This window comes from Faecalibacterium sp. Marseille-P9312, from assembly GCF_902497445.1.
In the GTDB taxonomy this organism is placed as follows: domain Bacteria; phylum Bacillota; class Clostridia; order Oscillospirales; family Ruminococcaceae; genus Faecalibacterium; species Faecalibacterium longum.
The window spans coordinates 77,748-97,032 of the sequence record NZ_CABVEW010000001.1; the positions used below are offsets into that span (position 1 = coordinate 77,748).

Sequence of the window (19,285 nt, forward strand, 5' to 3'; positions counted from 1 at the left end):
GTGTGCCGTAAAGCTGTTTTGATAAAATAAGCGCATAGCTGCGCTGTTTGCGACTGCAAAACCAATAGAGGAGAGTGTAAAACCAGTGGCTAAGAATAAGTCTCAGTACGACAGTACTCTGAATCTGCCCAAGACCCTGTTTGAGATGCGCGCCGGCCTGCCCAAGAAGGAACCGGTCATGCTCAAGGATTGGGACGACAACGACCTGTACAACCAGCTCATGAAGCACAACGAGGGCAAACCTCAGTTCATCCTGCACGACGGCCCTCCGTATGCCAACGGCAATATCCACATGGGTACCGCGCTGAATAAGATCATCAAGGACATCATTATCCGCGAGAAGAACATGGAGGGCTTCCAGGCTCCCTATGTACCCGGCTTTGATACCCACGGCCTGCCCATTGAGCTGAAGGCCCTGTCCTCCGTCGGCGAGAAGAAGAAGGACATCTCCAAGCTCGAGCTGCGCCAGATCTGCGAGAAGTTCGCCACCGAGCACATCGACATCATGAGCGACCAGTTCAAGCGTCTGGGCGTTATCGGCGATTTTGAGCATCCCTATCTGACCCTCAAGCCCGAGTTTGAGGCCCGTCAGATCGAGATCTTCGGCGAGATGGCCAAGAAGGGCTATATCTACAAGGGTCTGAAGCCTGTCTACTGGTGCCCCGACTGCCGCACCGCTCTGGCTGAGGCCGAGATCGAGTACGGCGAGGACGAGTGCGACTCTATCTTCGTCCGCTTCCACGTCTCTCAGGACCCCAACGGCGTTCTGGCAAAGCACGGCATCCCGATGGAGAAGACCTACTTCGTCATCTGGACCACCACCACCTGGACCTTGCCCGCCAACGAGGCCATCTGCCTGAACGGCCAGTTCGAGTACTCCTTCGTCAAGATCGGCGACGAGTTCCACATCATGGCCACTGACCTCGTCAAGAGCGTCATGGATGCCTGCCACATCACCGATTACGAGGTGGTGGGAGAGCCGGTCAGCGGCGCTGAGTTCGAGCTGATGCGCTATAACCACGTTTATCTGCCCAAGGAAGGCTGGGTCATCCTCGGCGACCACGTCACGCTGGAAAGCGGCTCTGGCTGCGTCCACACCGCCGGCGGCCACGGCGTCGATGACTTCAACGTCTGCCAGAAGTACCCCCAGATCCCCATCACCGTCCCCGTGGACGACGGCGGCTATCTGACTGAGCAGGCCGGCAAGTACGCAGGCCAGCGCGTCTGGGCTTCCAACAAGACCATTCTGGCCGACCTGACCGCCTCTGGCGCTGTCATGGGCCAGCTGCACATCAAGCATCAGTATCCGCACTGCTGGCGTTGCCACAACCCCATCATCTTCCGTGCTACCGAGCAGTGGTTCTGCTCCATCGCCAAGTTCCGTGAGGACGTCTACAAGGCCATCGACACCGTGACCTGGATGCCCGACTGGGGCCATGACCGTATGCACGGCATGGTGCGCGACCGCAACGACTGGTGCATCAGCCGTCAGCGCACCTGGGGTGTGCCTATCCCGGCCTTCTACTGCAAGAAGTGCGGCGCTTACCACATCACCGACGCCACCATCAAGGCCGTCAGCGACCTGTTCCGCAAGGAGGGCTCTGACGCCTGGTATAAGTACGACGCTGAGCAGATCATCCCCGCTGGTGAAGTCTGCGAGAAGTGCGGCGCTTCCGAGTGGACGAAGGACACCGACATCATGGACGTCTGGTTCGACTCCGGCTCCACCCATGCTGCCGTTCTGGAAGAGCGTCCCGAGTTGCGATTCCCGGCCGATCTGTATATGGAGGGCGGCGACCAGTTCCGCGGCTGGTTCCAGTCCAGCCTGCTGACCAGTGTCGCAAGCAAGGGCTGCGCACCCTATAAGTCCGTTCTGTGCCACGGCTGGGTCGTGGACGAGCAGGGCAAGCAGATGCACAAGAGCGCCGGCAACGGCGTCGAGCCCAGCGAGATCATCAAGGATTACGGCGCAGACATCATCCGCCTGTGGGTGGCTTCTTCCGACTACACCGTCGATGTGCGTGCCGGCAAGAACATCTTCAAGCAGCTGAGCGAGGCCTACCGCAAGATCCGCAACACCGCCCGCTTCATTCTGGGCAACCTCGACGGCTTCGACCCCAACACCGACTGTGTGGCTGACGACCAGCTGCAGGACATCGACCGCTGGGCTCTGGCTGCGCTGGATGACCTCATCGTCAACACCAACGCCGGTTATGCTGTGTATGACTTCAACAAGGTCTACCACGCTGTCTACAACTTCTGCGTCGTGGCCATGTCCAACTTCTATCTGGACGTCACCAAGGATCGTCTGTACTGCACCAACGGCACCGGCCGCAAGGCTGCGCAGACCGCGATGTACAAGATCCTCGTCGCTCTGGACAAGATCATCGCTCCCATCCTCTGCTTCACCAGCCAGGAGATCTGGGACTTCCTGCCCAAGACCGAGGCTATGAACAAGTACGTCGTCTTCGAGGATATGCCGAAGGCCGGCCAGTACGCAGCTGACGATGCCTTCAAGGCCAAGTGGGCGCAGCTCATCGCTGTCCGCGACGAGGTCAAGAAGGTCCTCGAGCAGGCCCGTGCAGATAAGCAGATCGGCGCTTCTCTCGAGGCTTCCGTCACTCTGTACTGCAATGACGCCGTCTACGACCTGCTCAACAGCATCCCGATGGACGAGCTGGCCGACCTGATGATCGTCTCCCATGTGGAGCTGGTCAAGGGCGAAGGCGGCGCAGCCAGCGCCGTCGAGGGCCTGGGCGTTGCTGCTGCACACGCCACCGGCGACAAGTGCGAGCGCTGCTGGAAGTACTCCGCAGACATCGGCACCCACGCTGCTCATCCCACTCTGTGCGCACGCTGCGCCGCTGTTGTGGAGGGCTAAACCATTTCGTATCTCTGGCGGCGCACCCGGCGCAAAAGGGGGCGCCGCCTTTTTCAAAAAATCAGGAGAAACTATGGCATATGTCATTCTGAATCTGGTCTGTGTGGCCGCGCTGGTGGGCATCGACCAGGCCATCAAGCTCTGGGCTACCCAGTATCTGGCCCCTGTGGAGGCCATCACCGTCATCCCGCATGTGGTGGAGCTGCGCTTCGTGCTCAATCAGGGCATGGCGTTCAGCCTGCTGAGCGGAAAGCAGCTCTTCCTTATCCTCGCCACCAGCGCTGCGCTGCTGCTCGTAGCCTATCTGCTGTTCTTCCGCAGCCGCGGCAAGCTCCTGCAGCAGATCGCCTTCATCCTCGTGCTGGCCGGCGGCATCGGCAACCTCATCGACCGTGTGCTGAACGGTGAGGTCGTGGACTACATCAACCCCCTGTTCATCGACTTTGCAGTCTTCAACTTCGCCGACATCCTCGTCTGCGTCGGTGTGGCGCTCTGGGTGCTGGTCATCCTGCTGGAAGAAGTGGAAGATAAGCCCTCGAAGGAGCAGTAAACCATGGAACAGCGTGAATTTATCGTGGAGGCGGAGGCCGCAGGCCAGCGTATCGACCGCTTTCTCAGCGGGGAAGACACCGGCCTTTCCCGCAGTGCGCTACAAGGCCTCGTGGCTGAGGGTCATGTGCTCTGCAACGGCAAAAGCATCGCCAAGAGCCTCAAGCTCAAGGCGGGGGACACCATCCTGCTGGAAATTCCTGACGCAAAGCCTATCGAGGCTGTGCCGCAGGACATCCCGCTGGACATCGTGTACGAGGACGACCACCTTCTGGTGGTGAACAAGCCCAAGGGCATGGTCGTCCACCCGGCTCCGGGCAACCCGGACGGCACGCTGGTGAACGCCCTGCTCTGGCACTGCAAGGGCAGCCTCTCGGGCATCGGCGGCGAGATACGCCCCGGCATCGTCCACCGCATCGACAAGGACACCAGCGGCCTGCTGGTGGTGGCGAAAGATGACGCCACCCACATCGGCCTGTCCCAGCAGATGGCGGTCCACAGCGTGGAGCGCGCCTACCAGACCGTCGTCTACGGCGGTTTTGCGCAGGACGAGGGCTTCGTGGAGGCAAATCTGGGCCGCTCCAAGACCGACCGCAAGAAGATGGCGGTCTACCCGGCCAGCGAGCCCCACACCAAGTATGCCTACACCGGCTATAAGGTGCTGGAGCGCTTCGGCGGCTTTACCCTGCTGGAATGCCGCCTCAAGACGGGCCGCACCCATCAGATCCGCGTCCACATGGCGTCCATCCGGCATCCCGTGGCGGGCGACCCGGTGTATGGCCCCCACAACTGCATCACCAGGCTCCACGGCCAGTGTCTCCACGCAAAGACATTGGGCTTCATCCACCCCATCACGGGGGAACATCTCCGCTTCAACTCGGAGCTGCCGGAGTATTTCACCCACTTTATTGCATCGCTCAGGAGGGGGACTGTATGACGAAACTTCTCGATTCTACGCTCGTACTCTGCGATCTGGACCATCTCCTTTTGGCCGGTGACGGCAATATGCCGCAGGTCGTGCGGGATGTGCTCCAGCTGTTTTCCAGCCGGGGCGGCAGGCTGACGGTCTTCACCCAGCGTTCGCCCCGGGCCGTCCGCGCCGTGCTGGGTGGACTGCGCCTTGCTGCGCCCGCGCTCACCTGCGGCGGTACGCTGGCCTACCGGTTCTCGGAGGGCAGCGGCCAGCCGCTGTGCAGCTTCGCGGGCTGTGAGGAGTCCATCTTCAAAAAACTGCCCGCAGCTGTGGGCCTCGGCATCGCGCTGCAGATGGCCGACGGCTCTACCCGTGTGCTGCGGATGAGCACCGCCCTCGAGCGCCATCTGCGCCGGGAGTTCACCCCCTTTACGCTGTGCAGTCCCGCCGACGTCAAGGGTGAGGACGTGCTGCGCATCCTGCTCTATCAGGACCGTCAGCAGCTGCCCATTCAGGCCCTGCTGGAAAAGGCACTGGGAGACAATGCCGCCATGCTGCGCTCGGAGCGCACCGGTATGGATGTCATAGTGCTGACACCGGGTGCCGTCTCGGCGGAAGCAATGCTGGGTGCGGTCTGCCTGCCCGTCAACTGCACGGCTGACCAGCTCACCGTCGCCGCCGGGTGCAGCCAGATGCTCGAGCTGGTCCGTCAGGCCAGGCAGAGCGTCGTTCCGGCAGATGCCCCGGTGGAGCTGCGCCTTGCCGCAAGCCAGACGACCCTGACCGACCACGACACCGGCGCCGCTGCAGAGTTTTTCTATGGCCTTGTGCGAAGTGCCGAAGCTGCATCGTAAAAATTGTGTAAAGTCTCCTGCAAATTTTCCGCAGGAGACTTTCTTTTTGGAAGGATTTCGAGTACAATGAGAGAAACTATGTTAAGCCCTAGTGAGCGCCGCTTTCTGGTACTGGCGGCAGCAGCGGCGGTCTGCATTGTCAGTCTGGCGTTCTGGTATGCCGTGCCGCCATCCCCGGCGCAGGCTTCGTCAGCGGCAGTCGAGCCTCTGCGGGAGTCCTTCCGCGTGGACCTCAACACCGCCGGGGTGGACGCTATGACCACACTGCCCGGCCTCGGGGAGAAGAAAGCGAGAGCCATTCTGGAATATCGTCTTGCCTATGGCCGGTTCCAGAGCCTCGATGAGGTGGCACAGGTGTCGGGCGTTACGCAGGATATGATAGACGAATGGCAGGGCCTCGCCTATGTGAGCTGAGAGGGGAGACCTTCTCGGGAAAAAGGAGTTATCATGAGTGAAGAGAGCATTTTTATCAACCGGGAATTGAGCTGGCTGGACTTCAACCGCCGCGTGCTGGTGCTGGGCAAGGATAAAAATGTCCCGCTGGCCGAACAGCTCAAGTTTCTGGCCATCTACGGCTCCAATCTGGACGAGTTCTTCATGGTGCGCGTCGGCTCGCTCCAGGAGCGCGCCAACCTCATGCGCGGCAAGAAGGAAAAGCGGGAAAACAAGACGAACATGACGGCGGAAGAGCAGCTTGCCGCCATCATGCCCAAGACCGCTCAGCTCCAGGAGGACTGCGACAAATACTACGCCAAAGCGCTGGAAAATCTGGCTGCCTGCGGCTACCGCAAGGTGGATTTCGATAAGCTGAGCAAAGAGGACGAGCACTTCTGGAAAAAGTATTTCCAGAGTGAGCTTTTCCCCATCCTCAGCCCCCAGATCGTGGACAGCCGCCACCCGTTCCCGTTCCTGCGCAATAAGGAGATCTATCTCGGCGTCCTCCTTCACGAAAAGCACACCTCGGAGCACACCCTCGGCATCGTACCCATCTCAAGCCAGATGGAGCGGATGCATTTCGTCCGGAAGGACAATGAGACCTGCTTTGCCCTGACCGAGGAGCTGGTGCTCCATTATGCGGCCCTCATCTTCGGCAAGGAAAATGTGCAGGAAAAGTGCCTCTTCCGGGTCACCCGCAACGCCGACATCGACGTGAAAGAGGGCATGATGGACCATGACATCGACTACCGCGAGATCATGGCCGATCTGCTCAAGCGCCGCCGCAAGCTGGCCGCCGTCCGTCTGCAGGTCATCCCCGCCGCACCACAGGTCGCTCAGCTGCTCTGCAGCCGCCTCGAGCTGACCCACAAGCGGGTCTTCGTCCAGAAGAGTCCTCTTGACCTGAGTTTCTTCTACAAGCTCACCTCCCGCATGGAGTCCGACGGCCACCCCGAGCTGTTCTATACGCCTGCCCGGCCTATGCTGCCTCCGCAGGACTATGACCTTGCCGCCGAGGTGGAAAAGCACGATGTGCTGTTGAGCTATCCGTACCAGTCCATCCGCCCCTTTATTGCGATGCTGAAAAAGGCCGCGCAGGACCCCGACGTCATCTCCATCAAGATGACGCTCTACCGCATGGCCCGTGAATCTCAAATCGTACAGGCCCTCGTGGAAGCCGCCGAGAACGGCAAGGAAGTCGTGGCGCTGGTGGAGCTGCGCGCCCGCTTTGACGAACAGAACAACATCGACTGGTCGAAGCACCTCGAGGAAGCCGGATGCACGGTCATCTATGGCTTTGACGACTACAAAGTCCACTCCAAGCTGACTCTCATCACCAAAAAGAGCGCCCACGGCTACTCCTACATCACCCAAATCGGTACCGGCAACTACAACGAGAAGACCAGTGAGCTTTATACCGACTACTCCTTCATCACCGCCGACCTCGGCATCGGCGAGGAAGCGTCCAACGTCTTCCAGAACCTTGCCGTGCAGAAACTGACGGAGGAGAGCGAAAAGATGCTGGTAGCACCCCTCCGCTTCAAGAGCGTGCTGCTGGATGAGATGGACCGGGTCATCAACGCTGCCCGTCTGGGCCGCCCGGCTTCCATGATTTTGAAGAACAACTCCATCTCTGATAGAGATATTATCCTCAAGCTCGAGGAAGCCAGCTGTGCCGGTGTCCGCATCGACATGATCGTCCGCGGCATCTGCTGCGTCCGCGCCGGTGTGCCGGGCAGGACCGAAAACCTCCACATCCGCAGCCTCGTGGGCCGCTACCTCGAGCATGGCCGAATCTACAGCTTCTATGACGGCGTGAACACCCGCATCTATATCGCATCCGGCGACTTTCTTACCCGCAACACCGAGTGCCGCGTGGAAGTCGGCGTCCGGGTGGAAGACCCCGTGCTGAAGGAGAAGCTGGACAGCATCCTCCGCCTCCAGCTCAGCGACAACGTCAACGCCCGCGAGATGCAGCCGGACGGCAGCTACCAGAAAGTCAAGCCAGCCCCCGGCGAGCCGCTGGTGAACAGCCAGATGGGAATGTACGACCTTCTCCGCGACGACTGGACGGCCCGCGACAAAGCGCCTGCACCGGCTTCTGTCGCTGAGACGCCGAAGCCCCAGCCCGTCAAGGCTCCGGAAAAGCCTGCCGCACCGGCAAAGGCGGCACCTCAGCCCGCAAGACCCACAGAGCCGGAAAAACAGCCAGTACAGCCGGAAAAGGCCGCTCCCGCCCCGATGCCCATTGTCGTCACCGAGAGCCGCCCCCGCCGCACCGGTCTGCTGAGCCGCCTGCTCGAACACTTCCTGAAATGATCCCCGATGCCGCTGGCCCGCAAGGCCGGCGGCATTTTATATTGTCCTGCCGCATACAGTACAGGAAACAGGAGGGACGCCGATGGGGACAAGACAGCATAAAACAAAAGGATGGGTGATTTTTGCGGTGTTCTGCGCTGTCCTGTTCTGCGTGGCCGCTCTGCGGGCCTGTGCCGCAAAAGCCGCGCCCGAGGGCTGTTCGCTGAAACGGGTAAGGCCCGCGCAGACGGCCTGCTTCCCGCTGGGTACGACGGCATGGCGGGTCTCGGACGCCTACGGCTGGCGCACCGACCCCATCACCGGCGAAGAGGCGTTCCATCGCGGCACTGACCTCGCCTGTTCGGAAGGCACGCTGGTGCTGGCCGCAATGGATGGCGTCGTCACTGCCGCCCGGCGGAGCGCGGCCTACGGCAACTACCTCCGCCTGAGCCACAGCGGCGGGCAGGAGACGCTTTACGCCCATCTGCAGTATCTCTTCGTTCGGGCCGGAGAGGTGGTGCAGGTGGGTCAGCCGCTGGGGACAGCGGGGGAGACGGGCCGCTCCACCGGGGCGCACCTCCACTTTGAGCTTCTGGAACAGGGCGTCCGCTATGATGCGGGGGCTCTGCTGGGCCTGCCATGAGGCGGCTCGTCCGGCTGGGGCCGCTGGTGTTCCGTGACCCGCTGCTGCTCTGCGGGGCGCTGTATCTGCTGCTCTGGTTCGACGCCAGCGGCTTCCTGCGCATCGGCCTGTGCGCCGCCGTCCTCCACGAAATGGGTCATATCTTCGTCTATCTGCTCCTGTTCCGGTGCTTTCCCGTCATCGAAGTGACCATGACCGGTTTCTGTATGCGGACATGGGGTCAGACCCTCACCCGGGGGCAGACCTTTCTGCTCGCTGCCGCCGGGCCGGGCATGAATGGCCTCTTGGCCGCCATCTGGGCAATGAGGATGGAACAGTGTGCGACCATCCGGGGCAGTGCGTTCCTTGCGGCCAATCTGCTCACCGGGGCGTTCAACCTTCTGCCTGTCCCACCGCTGGATGGAGCTCAAATGCTGCGATGTCTGTTGCAATCTTCGCCCAAATAGGGTAGAATATATAAATATGCAATCCGTGTTGTTAAATGGAGGAACTTGATGTTTGATCCGAAACTGAAAGAAGCGCTGTCCCGGGTGCAGAAGCCGGGCCGCTACACCGGCGGCGAACCGGGCAGCGTCTATAAAAATAAAGACGAGGTAGACGTCCGCTTCGCGTTCTGCTTCCCGGACACCTACGAAGTAGGCATGTCCTTTCTGGGCGAAAAAATCCTCTACGAGCTGCTGAACAGCCACGAAAACTGGTGGTGTGAGCGCGCTTTTATGCCGTGGCTGGATATGAAGGCTGAGATGGAGCGCCTGAACCTGCCCCTCTACACGATGGAGAGCAAAGACCCCCTCACGGCTTTCGACGCTGTGGGCTTTACGCTCCAATATGAGCTGTCCTACACCAACATCCTCGCCATGCTGGATCTGGCGGGCATCCCGTTCTACTCGAAAGACCGCGACGAGAGCTGGCCCCTCATCGTGGCGGGCGGCCCCTGTGCCTGCAACTCCGAGCCCATCGCCGACTTCTTCGACGTCGTCCAGCTGGGCGAGGGCGAAAACCAGCTGCCCGGCATCTGCGCCGAAATCGAAAAGGCTAAGAAGGAGGGCGGCGTCTCCAAGAAAGAGCTGCTGCTCCGCATCGCCAGGATCCCCGGCGTCTATATCCCGGCTTTCTACGACATCGAATACTACGAGGATGGCCGCGTCAAGTCCATCACCCCCAACGAGCCGGGCATCCCGGCGGTCATCACCAAGGCCATCATCAAGAACCTGAACGACTTTGCGCCTCCGACCAACTTCGTCGTCCCGATGGTGGGCGCCATTCAGGACCGCGCCAGCGTCGAGGTGCTGCGCGGCTGTGTGCGCGGCTGCCGGTTCTGTCAGGCAGGCTTCCTCTACCGCCCCATGCGCCAGCGCGACGCCAGCCTACTGAACAAGGCCGCACAGGACCTCTGCGCCAACACCGGCTACGAGGAGCTGAGCCTTTCCAGCCTGTCCACCTCCGACCACAGCCAGCTCGAAGAGCTGCTGGACGATTTGAACGAGTGGGCGCCGAAAGAGCACGTCAGCCTGTCGCTGCCCTCTCTGCGGATGGACAACTTCTCCCAGAGCCTCATTGAAAAAACCACCAAGGTGCGAAAAAGCGGCCTGACCTTTGCCGCTGAGGCCGGCACCCAGCGCCTGCGCGACGTCATCAATAAGAACGTCACCTGGGACGAAATCGAAAAGACCTGCTCGCTGGCCTTTGCCAACGGCTACACCTCCGTCAAGCTCTACTTCATGATGGGCCTTCCCACCGAGACGATGGAGGACATCGAGGGCATCGCCGAGACCGCTCAGAAAGTGGTCGATTTGTTCTACTCCAATCCCAAGCACGCCAAGGGCCGCGGCGTGCAGGTGACCATCAGCTGCGCCTGCTTCGTGCCGAAGCCCCACACCCCCTTCCAGTTCGTCCCGATGGACACCGAAGAGATGCTGCAGGCCAAGCAGAAGCACCTGCTCGAAAGCGTTCACAGCCGCAAGATCAAGGTCAACTACCACGACAGCACCACCAGCTTCCTCGAGGGCGTCTTTGCCAAGGGCGACCGCCGCTTGGCTCCCGTCATCCTCGAGGCCTACAAGCGCGGCTGCTATTTTGACGGCTGGGAAGAGTGCTTCAAGTACGACACCTGGATGCAGGTCTTCGAGGACATGGGCATTGACCCCAAGTTCTACTGCCAGCGCGCGATCGGTCTGGACGAAGTGACCCCGTGGAGCCACATGGACTACGGCGTCACCCACGAATATCTGGTGCGGGAGTACAACAAGGCCCTCGCGGCTCAGACAACTCAGCCCTGCAACCGTGCCTGCCACGGCTGCGGCGCAAACCATCTGTTAGGAGGACCGTGCTTTGATTACAGTAAGGATCTCGTTTAAGAAGATGAACGAAGCCTCCTACATCTCCCTGCTGGATATGCAGCGGGTGATGCAGCGGGTGCTCAAGCGCAGCGGCCTGCCGGTGTGGCATACGCTGGGCTTCAATCCCCACATCTATATGACTTTTGCCTGCCCGCTCTCGCTGGGGCAGGAGAGCCAGTGCGAGTGCGTGGATGTCAAGACCGAGGCCGAAAACCCCGATTTTGCCCAGTGGCAGACGGCGCTGAACGCCATCATGCCTGCCGGAATCGAGGTCTACCGCGTGGAGCCGGTGAAGATGAAGGCCGACGCCATCGCCTACGCCTGCTACCGCATCCGCTACCCGGCGGATGCCGCGGAAAAGCTTGCGCAGTACAATGCCCTCGACAGCGTGCCGGTGGAGAAAAAGAGCAAGCGCGGCGTCAGGATGGTCGAGATGAAGGAATATGTCCCCACTCTCGAGCTTGAGACGGAGGGGGAGAGCGTGAGCTTTGCGGTCTGCCTGCCTGCCTCGCAGGACCTGAACCTGAACCCCTCACTGCTGACGGCGGCGCTGGAAGCAAAATTCGGGGTCCCGGCGGCGAACGCCTCCATCCTGCGCACCGAATTTCTGACGGCAGACAAGCAGAAGTTCGAATAAGAACGGTCTATCAAAGCCAGAGCGAAAATTTTTGCATAAATTTGCCCGAAACGCTTGCTTTTACGGGCGGTTTGTGCTATCCTATTAAGGCGTTAGTGTCCGCTGAGACCACAGCGGGGTTAATGACACATATCATTAAACGGGCGGTCCTCTGACGGCAGTTCGCCGTGTATGAACGTCTAAAAACAAATGGAGGAATTCAAAATGGACGCACTGAAGATTATTTCTGAAGGCAGCATCAAGGCTGAGAAGCCCCAGTTCAACGTCGGCGATACCGTCCGCGTTGATGTTCGTATCAAGGAAGGCGAGCGCGAGCGTATCCAGGCTTTCGAGGGTACCGTCATTGCTAAGAAGCACGGCGGCGTCGCAGAGACCTTTACCGTTCGCCGCGTTTCCTACGGCGTCGGCATCGAGCGTGTCTTCCCCATCAACAGCCCCTTCGTCGAGAAGGTCACTGTTGTCCGTAAGGGCAAGGTCCGCCGCGCAAAGCTGTTCTACCTGCGTGGTCGTACCGGCAAGGCTGCCAAGGTCAAGAGCGATATTTGATGATTCCCCGTTTCAAAGCGGGAGAAAAGGGGACAACTCGTTTGTCCCCTTTTTTCTGTTATACGGCGCTTTTGGCGCAGAGACAGAGAAAATAAAAACGGGCAGAAGCCCGGATAAAGAGGTGCATCGGATATGGAACAGTCACAGCCTGCTGTCCGTGGTCAGGGCCTGCTGGAATGGTACGAAGCGCTTATTTCGGCGGCGCTGGTGCTGGTGCTGGTGTTTTCCTTTTTCTTCCGCATCATTCAGGTGGACGGCGAGTCGATGGTGCCTACGCTGGAAAACGGCGATAAGCTCGTCGTCTGGGGCGCAGGCTATGAGCCTCAGCGGGGCGATGTGGTCATCGTGGACAGCTACACCAGCTATGGCCGCCCTCTGGTCAAGCGTGTCATCGCCAAAGGCGGCGACACCATCTCCATCGACTATGCCACCGGAACGGTAGAGGTCAATGGAAAGGTGCTGGAAGAGGATTACATCGCAGAGCCGACCTATCTGGGCTATGATGTGGAGTTCCCGTACACTGTGCCTGAGGGGACGGTGTTTGTGATGGGCGACAACCGCAACGCCTCGCTGGACAGCCGCTCGAGCTATGTCGGCTGCATCGACGAACAGGATATACTGGGCAAAGTGCTGCTCTGCTTTTTGCCCTTTTCGGATTTTGGAGTAGTAAAATGAACAATCAGGACACCCGGTTTGCAAACCAATATGCCATCCAGTGGTTCCCGGGCCATATGGCCAAGACGCTGCGGATGATGGAGCAGGAGATCCAGCACGTTGACGCAAGCCTTGTACTGCTGGACGCCCGCATCCCGCTGTCCAGCCTCAACCCGGAGATCGAGCGCATCACGGCCCGCAAGCCCAAGCTCTATGCGCTGAACAAAGCGGACCTCGCCGACCCCGCCGTGACGGAAGAGTGGATCCGCTACTTCCACGAGGCGGATGCGGGCTGTGTCGCCATCAGCGCCAAGCAGAAAGGCGGCGCGAACGCCGTCAAGGCCGCGATCGAAAAGGAACTGTCCGGCCTGCTGGCACGCCGCCAGAACCGCGGCATGGCCGGTGCCAAGACGCAGGTCATGCTCTGCGGCATCCCCAATGTGGGCAAATCCACCTTCATCAATACCTTCGCAGGCTCTGCCCGCGCCAAGGCGGCTGACCGTCCCGGCGTGACCAAGGGTAAGCAGTGGGTCAGCACCGAAAAGTTTGACCTGCTGGATATGCCCGGTGTGCTCTGGAAGAAGTTTGATTCCAAGACCATCGCCTCGAATCTGGCCTTCATCGGCTCCATCAAGGATGACATCCTTGATGTGGAGGAGCTGGCCATGAACCTTTTGGATGAGGTGCGCCGCAACTATCCCGACCTCGTGGCCCAGCGCTACAAGCTGGACGCCGAGACGCTGGCTCTGCCGCCCTACGAGCTGATGGAAGCCATCGGCCGCAAGCGCGGTCTGCTGGTGCGGGGCGGTGAGGTGAACACCGAGCGCTGTGCCGTGATGCTGGTGGATGAGTTCCGCGCCTGCAAGTGGGGCCGCATCTCCCTTGAGCGCCCGCCCCAGCGGGACGACATGGCCGACTTTGCCGAGGAGGACGAGGAATGAAGCGTCGGACGGATGAGGAGATCTCCGCGCCGCTCTACGCCTACGATGCCGACATCCGGGCGCAGTACGGCTGCTTTGCAGGCGTAGACGAGGCGGGCCGCGGCCCGCTGTGCGGCCCGGTCTGCGTGGCCGCCTGCATCCTTGACCCCGAGGCTCCGGTCTACGGCATCAACGACTCCAAGAAGCTGAGCGAGAAAAAGCGGGAAGCTCTTTTCGACCAAATCGTTGAAAAGGCATTGGCTTACAAAATCGTCTTCGTCGGCCCCGACATCATCGACCGCGACAATATCCTGAATGCCACCATGGGCGGGATGCGTCAGGCCGTGGAGGGGCTGGACATCGTGCCGAACCTCGTCCTTGTGGATGGCAACCGCATCCCGGCCGGGCTGACCATGCCCGCACAGCCGGTGGTGAAGGGCGACGCCACCAGCTCCAGCATCGGCGCAGCGTCCATTCTGGCCAAAGTCAGCCGTGACCGCTATATGCTGGAGCTGGACAAGCAGTATCCCCAGTATCAGCTGGCAAAGCACAAGGGCTACGGCACCAAGCTCCACTATGAACTCATTGCCCAGTACGGCATTCAGCCGTTCTACCGCCGCAGCTTCCTCAAAAAGCAGGGCTACTGGCCCGAGGGCAAGTGATGGACCGGGCCGGGACAGGCCGCAGGGGAGAAGCAGCTGCCGCGCGTTTCTACGAGAAACAGGGCGCGGCCCTCATCACCCACAATTATCACACCCGGATGGGGGAGATAGACCTCATCCTGCGGGAACCGGACGGAACACTGGTGTTCTGCGAGGTAAAGACCCGCGCCAAAGACTCTCTGGATACCCCCGCTGCGGCGGTCAACGCCGCCAAGCAGCGCCGTATCATCGCATCCGCCGCATGGTATCTCCAAAGCACCCATCAGAGCGACGAGCCGGTACGTTTCGACGTGGCCGAAGTCGTCCCTCTTGACAGCGGGCGCTGGATGGTACATATTATAAAGGGTGCTTTTTGCGCGAAATAGCAGGAAGTGCCGGTGGGAAAAGGCAGAAAAACGGCTCTGGGCCGCTGCCGCACGACGAGGCCAAGTGATGGGCCTTCTGGCAAAAAGGAGCGATAACGATGAAATTTTTCAGCACGAGAGACCATTCCCGCATTGTGACCGCCTCTCAGGCGATCGCACAGGGCCTGTCGGATGAGGGCGGCCTGTTCGTCCCGGAAAGTTTTCCGCAGGTGGACGTGGAGGCATTGTGCCAGCTGGATTATCCGGAGCTGGCCGCTGCCGTCGTCAGCGAATATCTGACCGACTACTCGAAAGACTTCCTCGCTGAGGCTGCTCGCACGACTTATGGTGAGGCCTTCGGCGGCAAGGCCGGTTATCTGGCCCCGGTGGAGGGCGATACCTATGCCCTTGAGCTGTGGCACGGCCCGACCTGCGCCTTCAAGGATTATGCCCTTCAGCTGATGCCGAAGCTCCTCGTGGAGGCAAAGAAGAACCTCTCCCGCACCGAAAAGACCCTCATCCTCGTGGCGACCAGCGGCGACACCGGCAAGGCCGCACTGGACGGCTACCACGACATCCCGGGCGTCGAGATCGCCGTGTTCTACCCCACGGGCGGCACCAGCGAGATCCAGCGCCTGCAGATGGCCACGCAGGAGGGTGCAAATGTCGCTGTCTATGCCGTGCGCGGCAACTTCGACGACGCCCAGACCGGCGTGAAGAAGGTCTTCGGTGATAAAGCCATTGCGGCCAAACTGGCCGAGCGGAACATCCGCCTTTCCAGCGCCAATTCCATCAACTGGGGCCGCCTCGTGCCGCAGATCGTCTATTACTTCGCCGCTTATGCCCAGCTGCTCAAGGCGGGAAAAATCAGCTTTGGCGACAAGGTCGATTTCTGCGTTCCCACCGGCAACTTCGGCGACATTCTGGCCGGCTACTATGCAAAGCAGATGGGCCTGCCCGTCGGCAAGCTGGTCTGCGCCTCCAACCAGAACAACGTCCTGACCGACTTCCTCTCCACCGGCACTTACACTGCAAAGCGGGAGTTCTATAAGACCACTTCGCCCAGCATGGACATCCTCGTGTCCTCGAACCTTGAGCGCCTGCTCTACCACGTCACCGGCAGCGATGCCGAAGTGGCCGGCCTGATGAAGAGCCTGAACGAGACGGGCCGCTACACCGTCCGTCCCGAGACGCTGAAGGCCATTCAGGAGAGCTTCGACTGCGGTTGGAGCAGTGAGGAACAGGTGGCAGGGGAGATCCGCGCCCGCTACGAGAAGGACGGCTACCTCTGCGATACCCATACGGCGGTGGCTTTCCATGTCGCCGCCCAGAAGAAGCGGGACGGCGTGCCGATGGTGGTGCTTTCCACCGCCTCGCCCTTCAAGTTCCCGCGCAGCGTGCTGGAAGCTCTGGGCCACACTGCCCCGGAGAACGACTTCGAGGCCATGCAGGCGCTGGAAGAGGCTACCGGCCGCACCGCTCCCGCAAGTCTCGCAGTCCTGCGGCAGAAGGCCGAGCGGTTCAGCACCGTCATCGACCCGGCTCAGATCGCGGAGGTGGCACTGGGCTGTCAGGCTTGACGAAAACCAGAACAGGAGTAAATAAACTATGGCACTTTTTGTGCTTGGCGATACCCACCTTTCCCTGGGCGGCTCCAAGCCGATGGACGTTTTCCCCGGCTGGAACGGCTATGTGGAGCGGCTGGAGGCCAACTGGCGCAAGCTCGTAAAGCCCGAGGACACCATCGTCCTTGCAGGCGACATCAGCTGGGCCATGCGTCTCACCGATACCCGCAGGGATTTCGAATTTCTGCAGCAGCTGCCCGGCCAGAAGCTCATCATGAAGGGCAATCACGACTATTGGTGGACCACCGCCAACAAGATGAACGCCTACCTGAAGGCCGAGGGCTTCGATACGCTCCACATCCTGCACAACAACTCCTACTCTGTGGAGGGCTACGCCATCTGCGGCACCCGGGGCTGGCTGTTCGATGTGGGGGAGCCTCACGACGAAAAGGTGATGAATCGGGAGATAGGCCGCTTGAAGATGAGCCTCGATGCCGCAGAACCCGGGCTGGAAAAGCTGGTGTTCCTGCATTACCCGCCGGTCTACACCGGCACCAGCGCCCCCGAGATCGTGGCGACACTGAGAGCCTACGGCATCAGGACCTGCTACTACGGCCATCTGCACGGCAATGCCATCCGCTATGCGGTGCAGGGCGATGTGGACGGCATCCGCTACAAGCTTGTCAGCGCTGATGGTCTGCGGTTCTGCCCCTACCGCATCAACTGAGGCAGAGACCAGAACCGCAGAAATGACAAAAAGTCAAAATTTGGGGTGGCAATTCTATCACGACCGTGCTATAATAAGTTGTGACGCGATTGTTGCACCCAATTTGAGCGCGCGCGTCCCCGCATTTCGCAAACAGCAAGGACGCGGTGCGCGGTTGCAGGCGGCAGTTTTCCCGCTGCCCCAACGCAATAGAATATTTGAGTGGAGGATACACAAATGAATTTCATCAAGTGCGAAAAGCTCGAGAAGAGCATGGCAGAGCTGCAGTTCTCCATCGACGCTGAGGCTTTCAAGGCTGCAGTTGCCGATGTTTTCAAGAAGGAGGGCAAGAAGTACCCTGTTCAGGGCTTCCGCAAGGGCAAGGCTCCCAAGGCTCTCATCGAGAAGATGTACGGCGCTGATGTCTTTACCTACGACGCCATCAACGAGCTGTTCCCCGCAGCTTACGAAGAGGCTGTCAAGGCTGCCGGCATCGAGCCGGTCGGCCGTCCTGAGGTCAGCGTTGACTCCGCCAGCGAGGCTGAGGGCGCTACCCTGACCGTCAAGGTCGCTGTCAAGCCCGAAGTCAAGATCGGCGCATACAATGGTCTGACCGTTGAGAAGACTGTCCATACTGTTTCTGACGAGGCTGTCGAGGCCGAGCTGAAGCGTGTGCAGGAGCGCAACGCCCGTGAGCTGACCCGCGAGGGTGCTGCTGAGAACGGCGACATCGTGGACATCGACTTCGAGGGCTTTGTGGATGGCGTCGCATTCGAGGGCGGCAAGGCTGAGCACTACAGCCTGACCCTAGGCAGCGGCAGCTTCATCCCCGGCTTCGAGGACCAGCTCGTTGGCCACGCTGCTGGCGAGGAGTTCGACGTCAACGTCACCTTCCCCGAGCAGTACCAGGCTGCTGAGCTGGCTGGCAAGCCCGCTGTCTTCAAGATCAAGCTGCACGAGGTCAAGTACAAGGAGCTGCCCGCTCTGGACGACGAGCTGGCTAAGGACTGCTCCGAGTACGACACTCTGGACGAGTTCAAGGCTTCCATCCGCAAGAACAACCAGGAGCAGCTGGACAAGCAGGATGACCTGGCTGTCGAGAACGCTCTGGTCGATCAGGTCATCGACGGCATGGAGGCTGAGATCCCCCAGGCTATGTACGATGTCCGCATGGACGAGCTGGTCAACGACTTTGCTTTCCGCATGGAGCAGCAGGGCCTGCGCCTCGAGGACTACCTGAAGTATATGGGCCAGTCCGTTGACCAGTTCCGTGCTTCCTTCATGCCTCAGGCTGAGAAGCAGGTCAAGATCCGTCTGGCTCTGGAGGCTGTCGCAGCTGCCGAGAACATCGAGGCTTCTGAGGACGAGCTGAACGCAGAGGTCAAGCGCATCGCTGACCAGTACAAGATGGAAGAGGACAAGGTCCGTGAGCTCATCAATGTCGATGAGGTGAAGCACGACCTGGCCATCAACAAGGCGATCGACTTCATCAAGAGCCACGCTAACGTCGTGGAGAAGGCCGCTGAGGCCGAGAAGACCGAGGACGCTCAGTAATTCTGGCGCACAAGGTCACACAGGGCAGGGAGTGATCCCGGCTCTGTAAGCTAAGGTTGTTGAAATTGACCGATACGGCTACGGCCCATGTGCGCTTGCCGTATCGGTCAATTTTGCAAATACAATAATTTTCATTCAGGAGGCGAACCCTATGAGTTTTGTTCCTTACGTTGTCGAGCAGTCGGCGCACGGGGAGCGTTCCTACGATATTTTCTCCCGTCTGCTGAACGACCGCATCATTGTGCTGAGCGAGGATGTCAACGACACCTCTGCCAGCCTTGTCGTGGCACAGCTGCTGTATCTGGAAGGGCAGGACCCCGATAAGGACATCAGCCTGTATATCAACAGCCCCGGCGGCTCCATCAGCGCGGGTATGGCCATCCACGATACCATCCAGTATATCAAGTGCGATGTCTCCACCATCTGCATGGGCATGGCTGCCTCGATGGGCGCATTCCTGCTGGCCAGCGGCACCAAGGGCAAGCGCTTCGCTCTGCCCAACGCTGAGATCATGATCCACCAGCCGCTGATCGCAGGCGGTCAGGGCGGCGGTCTGTCCGGACAGGCTACCGACATCAAGATCCACGCGGACCACATCATCCGCACCCGCGCCAAGATGAACCGGCTGCTCAGCGAGTACACCGGCCAGCCGCTGGAAAAGGTGGAGCAGGATACCGAGCGCGACAACTTCCTTTCTGCGCAGGAGGCCAAAGAATACGGCCTCATTGATGAGGTCATCACCCACCGCTGAGCGGCAGAAAGCAATACACCCAGGATAAGGAAAA

19 protein-coding genes are annotated in these 19,285 nt (G+C 60.3%); all 19 read left to right on the forward strand.

What is annotated here, in order from left to right; genetic code table 11:
* The first annotated feature begins 85 nt into the window (after positions 1–85).
* Positions 86–2,881 (forward strand): isoleucine--tRNA ligase, encoded by a 2,796-nt coding sequence (gene ileS, locus F3G95_RS00415; RefSeq protein ID WP_149793316.1) that lies wholly within the window; start codon positions 86–88, stop codon positions 2,879–2,881.
* 73 nt (positions 2,882–2,954) lie between these two features.
* A complete protein-coding gene (gene lspA, locus F3G95_RS00420) occupies positions 2,955–3,431 on the forward strand; it encodes a signal peptidase II (RefSeq protein ID WP_149793317.1) in 477 nt (158 codons plus the stop codon).
* A 3-nt stretch (positions 3,432–3,434) separates the two neighbouring features.
* Positions 3,435–4,367 (forward strand): RluA family pseudouridine synthase, encoded by a 933-nt coding sequence (locus F3G95_RS00425; RefSeq protein WP_149793318.1) that lies wholly within the window; start codon positions 3,435–3,437, stop codon positions 4,365–4,367.
* On the forward strand, positions 4,364–5,197 hold the full coding sequence (locus F3G95_RS00430) for an HAD hydrolase family protein (protein WP_149793319.1): 834 nt from the start codon (positions 4,364–4,366) through the stop codon (positions 5,195–5,197). Before F3G95_RS00425 ends, F3G95_RS00430 begins: the two co-directional genes overlap by 4 nt.
* Positions 5,198–5,275: 78 nt before the next feature.
* Complete coding sequence (locus F3G95_RS00435) at positions 5,276–5,611, forward strand: helix-hairpin-helix domain-containing protein (RefSeq protein WP_149793320.1); 336 nt, start codon at positions 5,276–5,278, stop codon at positions 5,609–5,611.
* Between the two features lie 33 nt (positions 5,612–5,644).
* The gene (gene ppk1, locus F3G95_RS00440; RefSeq protein ID WP_149793321.1) at positions 5,645–7,951 is read left to right on the forward strand and encodes a polyphosphate kinase 1; all 2,307 of its coding nucleotides are present in this window, start codon (positions 5,645–5,647) and stop codon (positions 7,949–7,951) included.
* Positions 7,952–8,033: 82 nt separating this feature from the next.
* A complete protein-coding gene (locus tag F3G95_RS00445) occupies positions 8,034–8,573 on the forward strand; it encodes a M23 family metallopeptidase (RefSeq protein ID WP_149793322.1) in 540 nt (179 codons plus the stop codon).
* On the forward strand, positions 8,570–9,019 hold the full coding sequence (locus F3G95_RS00450; protein ID WP_149793323.1) for a peptidase: 450 nt from the start codon (positions 8,570–8,572) through the stop codon (positions 9,017–9,019). Before F3G95_RS00445 ends, F3G95_RS00450 begins: the two co-directional genes overlap by 4 nt.
* Positions 9,020–9,067: 48 nt before the next feature.
* A complete protein-coding gene (locus F3G95_RS00455; protein ID WP_149793324.1) occupies positions 9,068–10,930 on the forward strand; it encodes a TIGR03960 family B12-binding radical SAM protein in 1,863 nt (620 codons plus the stop codon).
* Positions 10,905–11,549 (forward strand): TIGR03936 family radical SAM-associated protein, encoded by a 645-nt coding sequence (locus F3G95_RS00460; protein ID WP_149793325.1) that lies wholly within the window; start codon positions 10,905–10,907, stop codon positions 11,547–11,549. The genes F3G95_RS00455 and F3G95_RS00460 overlap by 26 nt, the downstream gene beginning before the upstream one ends.
* A gap of 204 nt (positions 11,550–11,753) precedes the next feature.
* A complete protein-coding gene (rplS, locus tag F3G95_RS00465) occupies positions 11,754–12,095 on the forward strand; it encodes a 50S ribosomal protein L19 (RefSeq protein WP_149793326.1) in 342 nt (113 codons plus the stop codon).
* Between the two features lie 132 nt (positions 12,096–12,227).
* Positions 12,228–12,770: a signal peptidase I gene (gene lepB / locus F3G95_RS00470; RefSeq protein WP_149793327.1), complete on the forward strand. Its 543-nt coding sequence runs from the start codon at positions 12,228–12,230 to the stop codon at positions 12,768–12,770.
* Complete coding sequence (gene ylqF / locus F3G95_RS00475) at positions 12,767–13,690, forward strand: ribosome biogenesis GTPase YlqF (RefSeq protein WP_149793328.1); 924 nt, start codon at positions 12,767–12,769, stop codon at positions 13,688–13,690. Before lepB ends, ylqF begins: the two co-directional genes overlap by 4 nt.
* Positions 13,687–14,331, forward strand: coding sequence for a ribonuclease HII (locus F3G95_RS00480; RefSeq protein WP_149793329.1), 645 nt, complete (start codon positions 13,687–13,689; stop codon positions 14,329–14,331). The genes ylqF and F3G95_RS00480 overlap by 4 nt, the downstream gene beginning before the upstream one ends.
* Positions 14,331–14,696: a YraN family protein gene (locus F3G95_RS00485; protein ID WP_015564084.1), complete on the forward strand. Its 366-nt coding sequence runs from the start codon at positions 14,331–14,333 to the stop codon at positions 14,694–14,696. The genes F3G95_RS00480 and F3G95_RS00485 overlap by 1 nt, the downstream gene beginning before the upstream one ends.
* A gap of 98 nt (positions 14,697–14,794) precedes the next feature.
* The gene (thrC, locus tag F3G95_RS00490; protein WP_188117490.1) at positions 14,795–16,255 is read left to right on the forward strand and encodes a threonine synthase; all 1,461 of its coding nucleotides are present in this window, start codon (positions 14,795–14,797) and stop codon (positions 16,253–16,255) included.
* Between the two features lie 28 nt (positions 16,256–16,283).
* On the forward strand, positions 16,284–16,967 hold the full coding sequence (locus tag F3G95_RS00495) for a metallophosphoesterase (protein WP_149793331.1): 684 nt from the start codon (positions 16,284–16,286) through the stop codon (positions 16,965–16,967).
* A gap of 216 nt (positions 16,968–17,183) precedes the next feature.
* Complete coding sequence (gene tig, locus F3G95_RS00500; RefSeq protein ID WP_149793332.1) at positions 17,184–18,500, forward strand: trigger factor; 1,317 nt, start codon at positions 17,184–17,186, stop codon at positions 18,498–18,500.
* A 151-nt stretch (positions 18,501–18,651) separates the two neighbouring features.
* A complete protein-coding gene (gene clpP, locus F3G95_RS00505; protein ID WP_015564088.1) occupies positions 18,652–19,251 on the forward strand; it encodes an ATP-dependent Clp endopeptidase proteolytic subunit ClpP in 600 nt (199 codons plus the stop codon).
* Positions 19,252–19,285 lie beyond the last annotated feature (34 nt).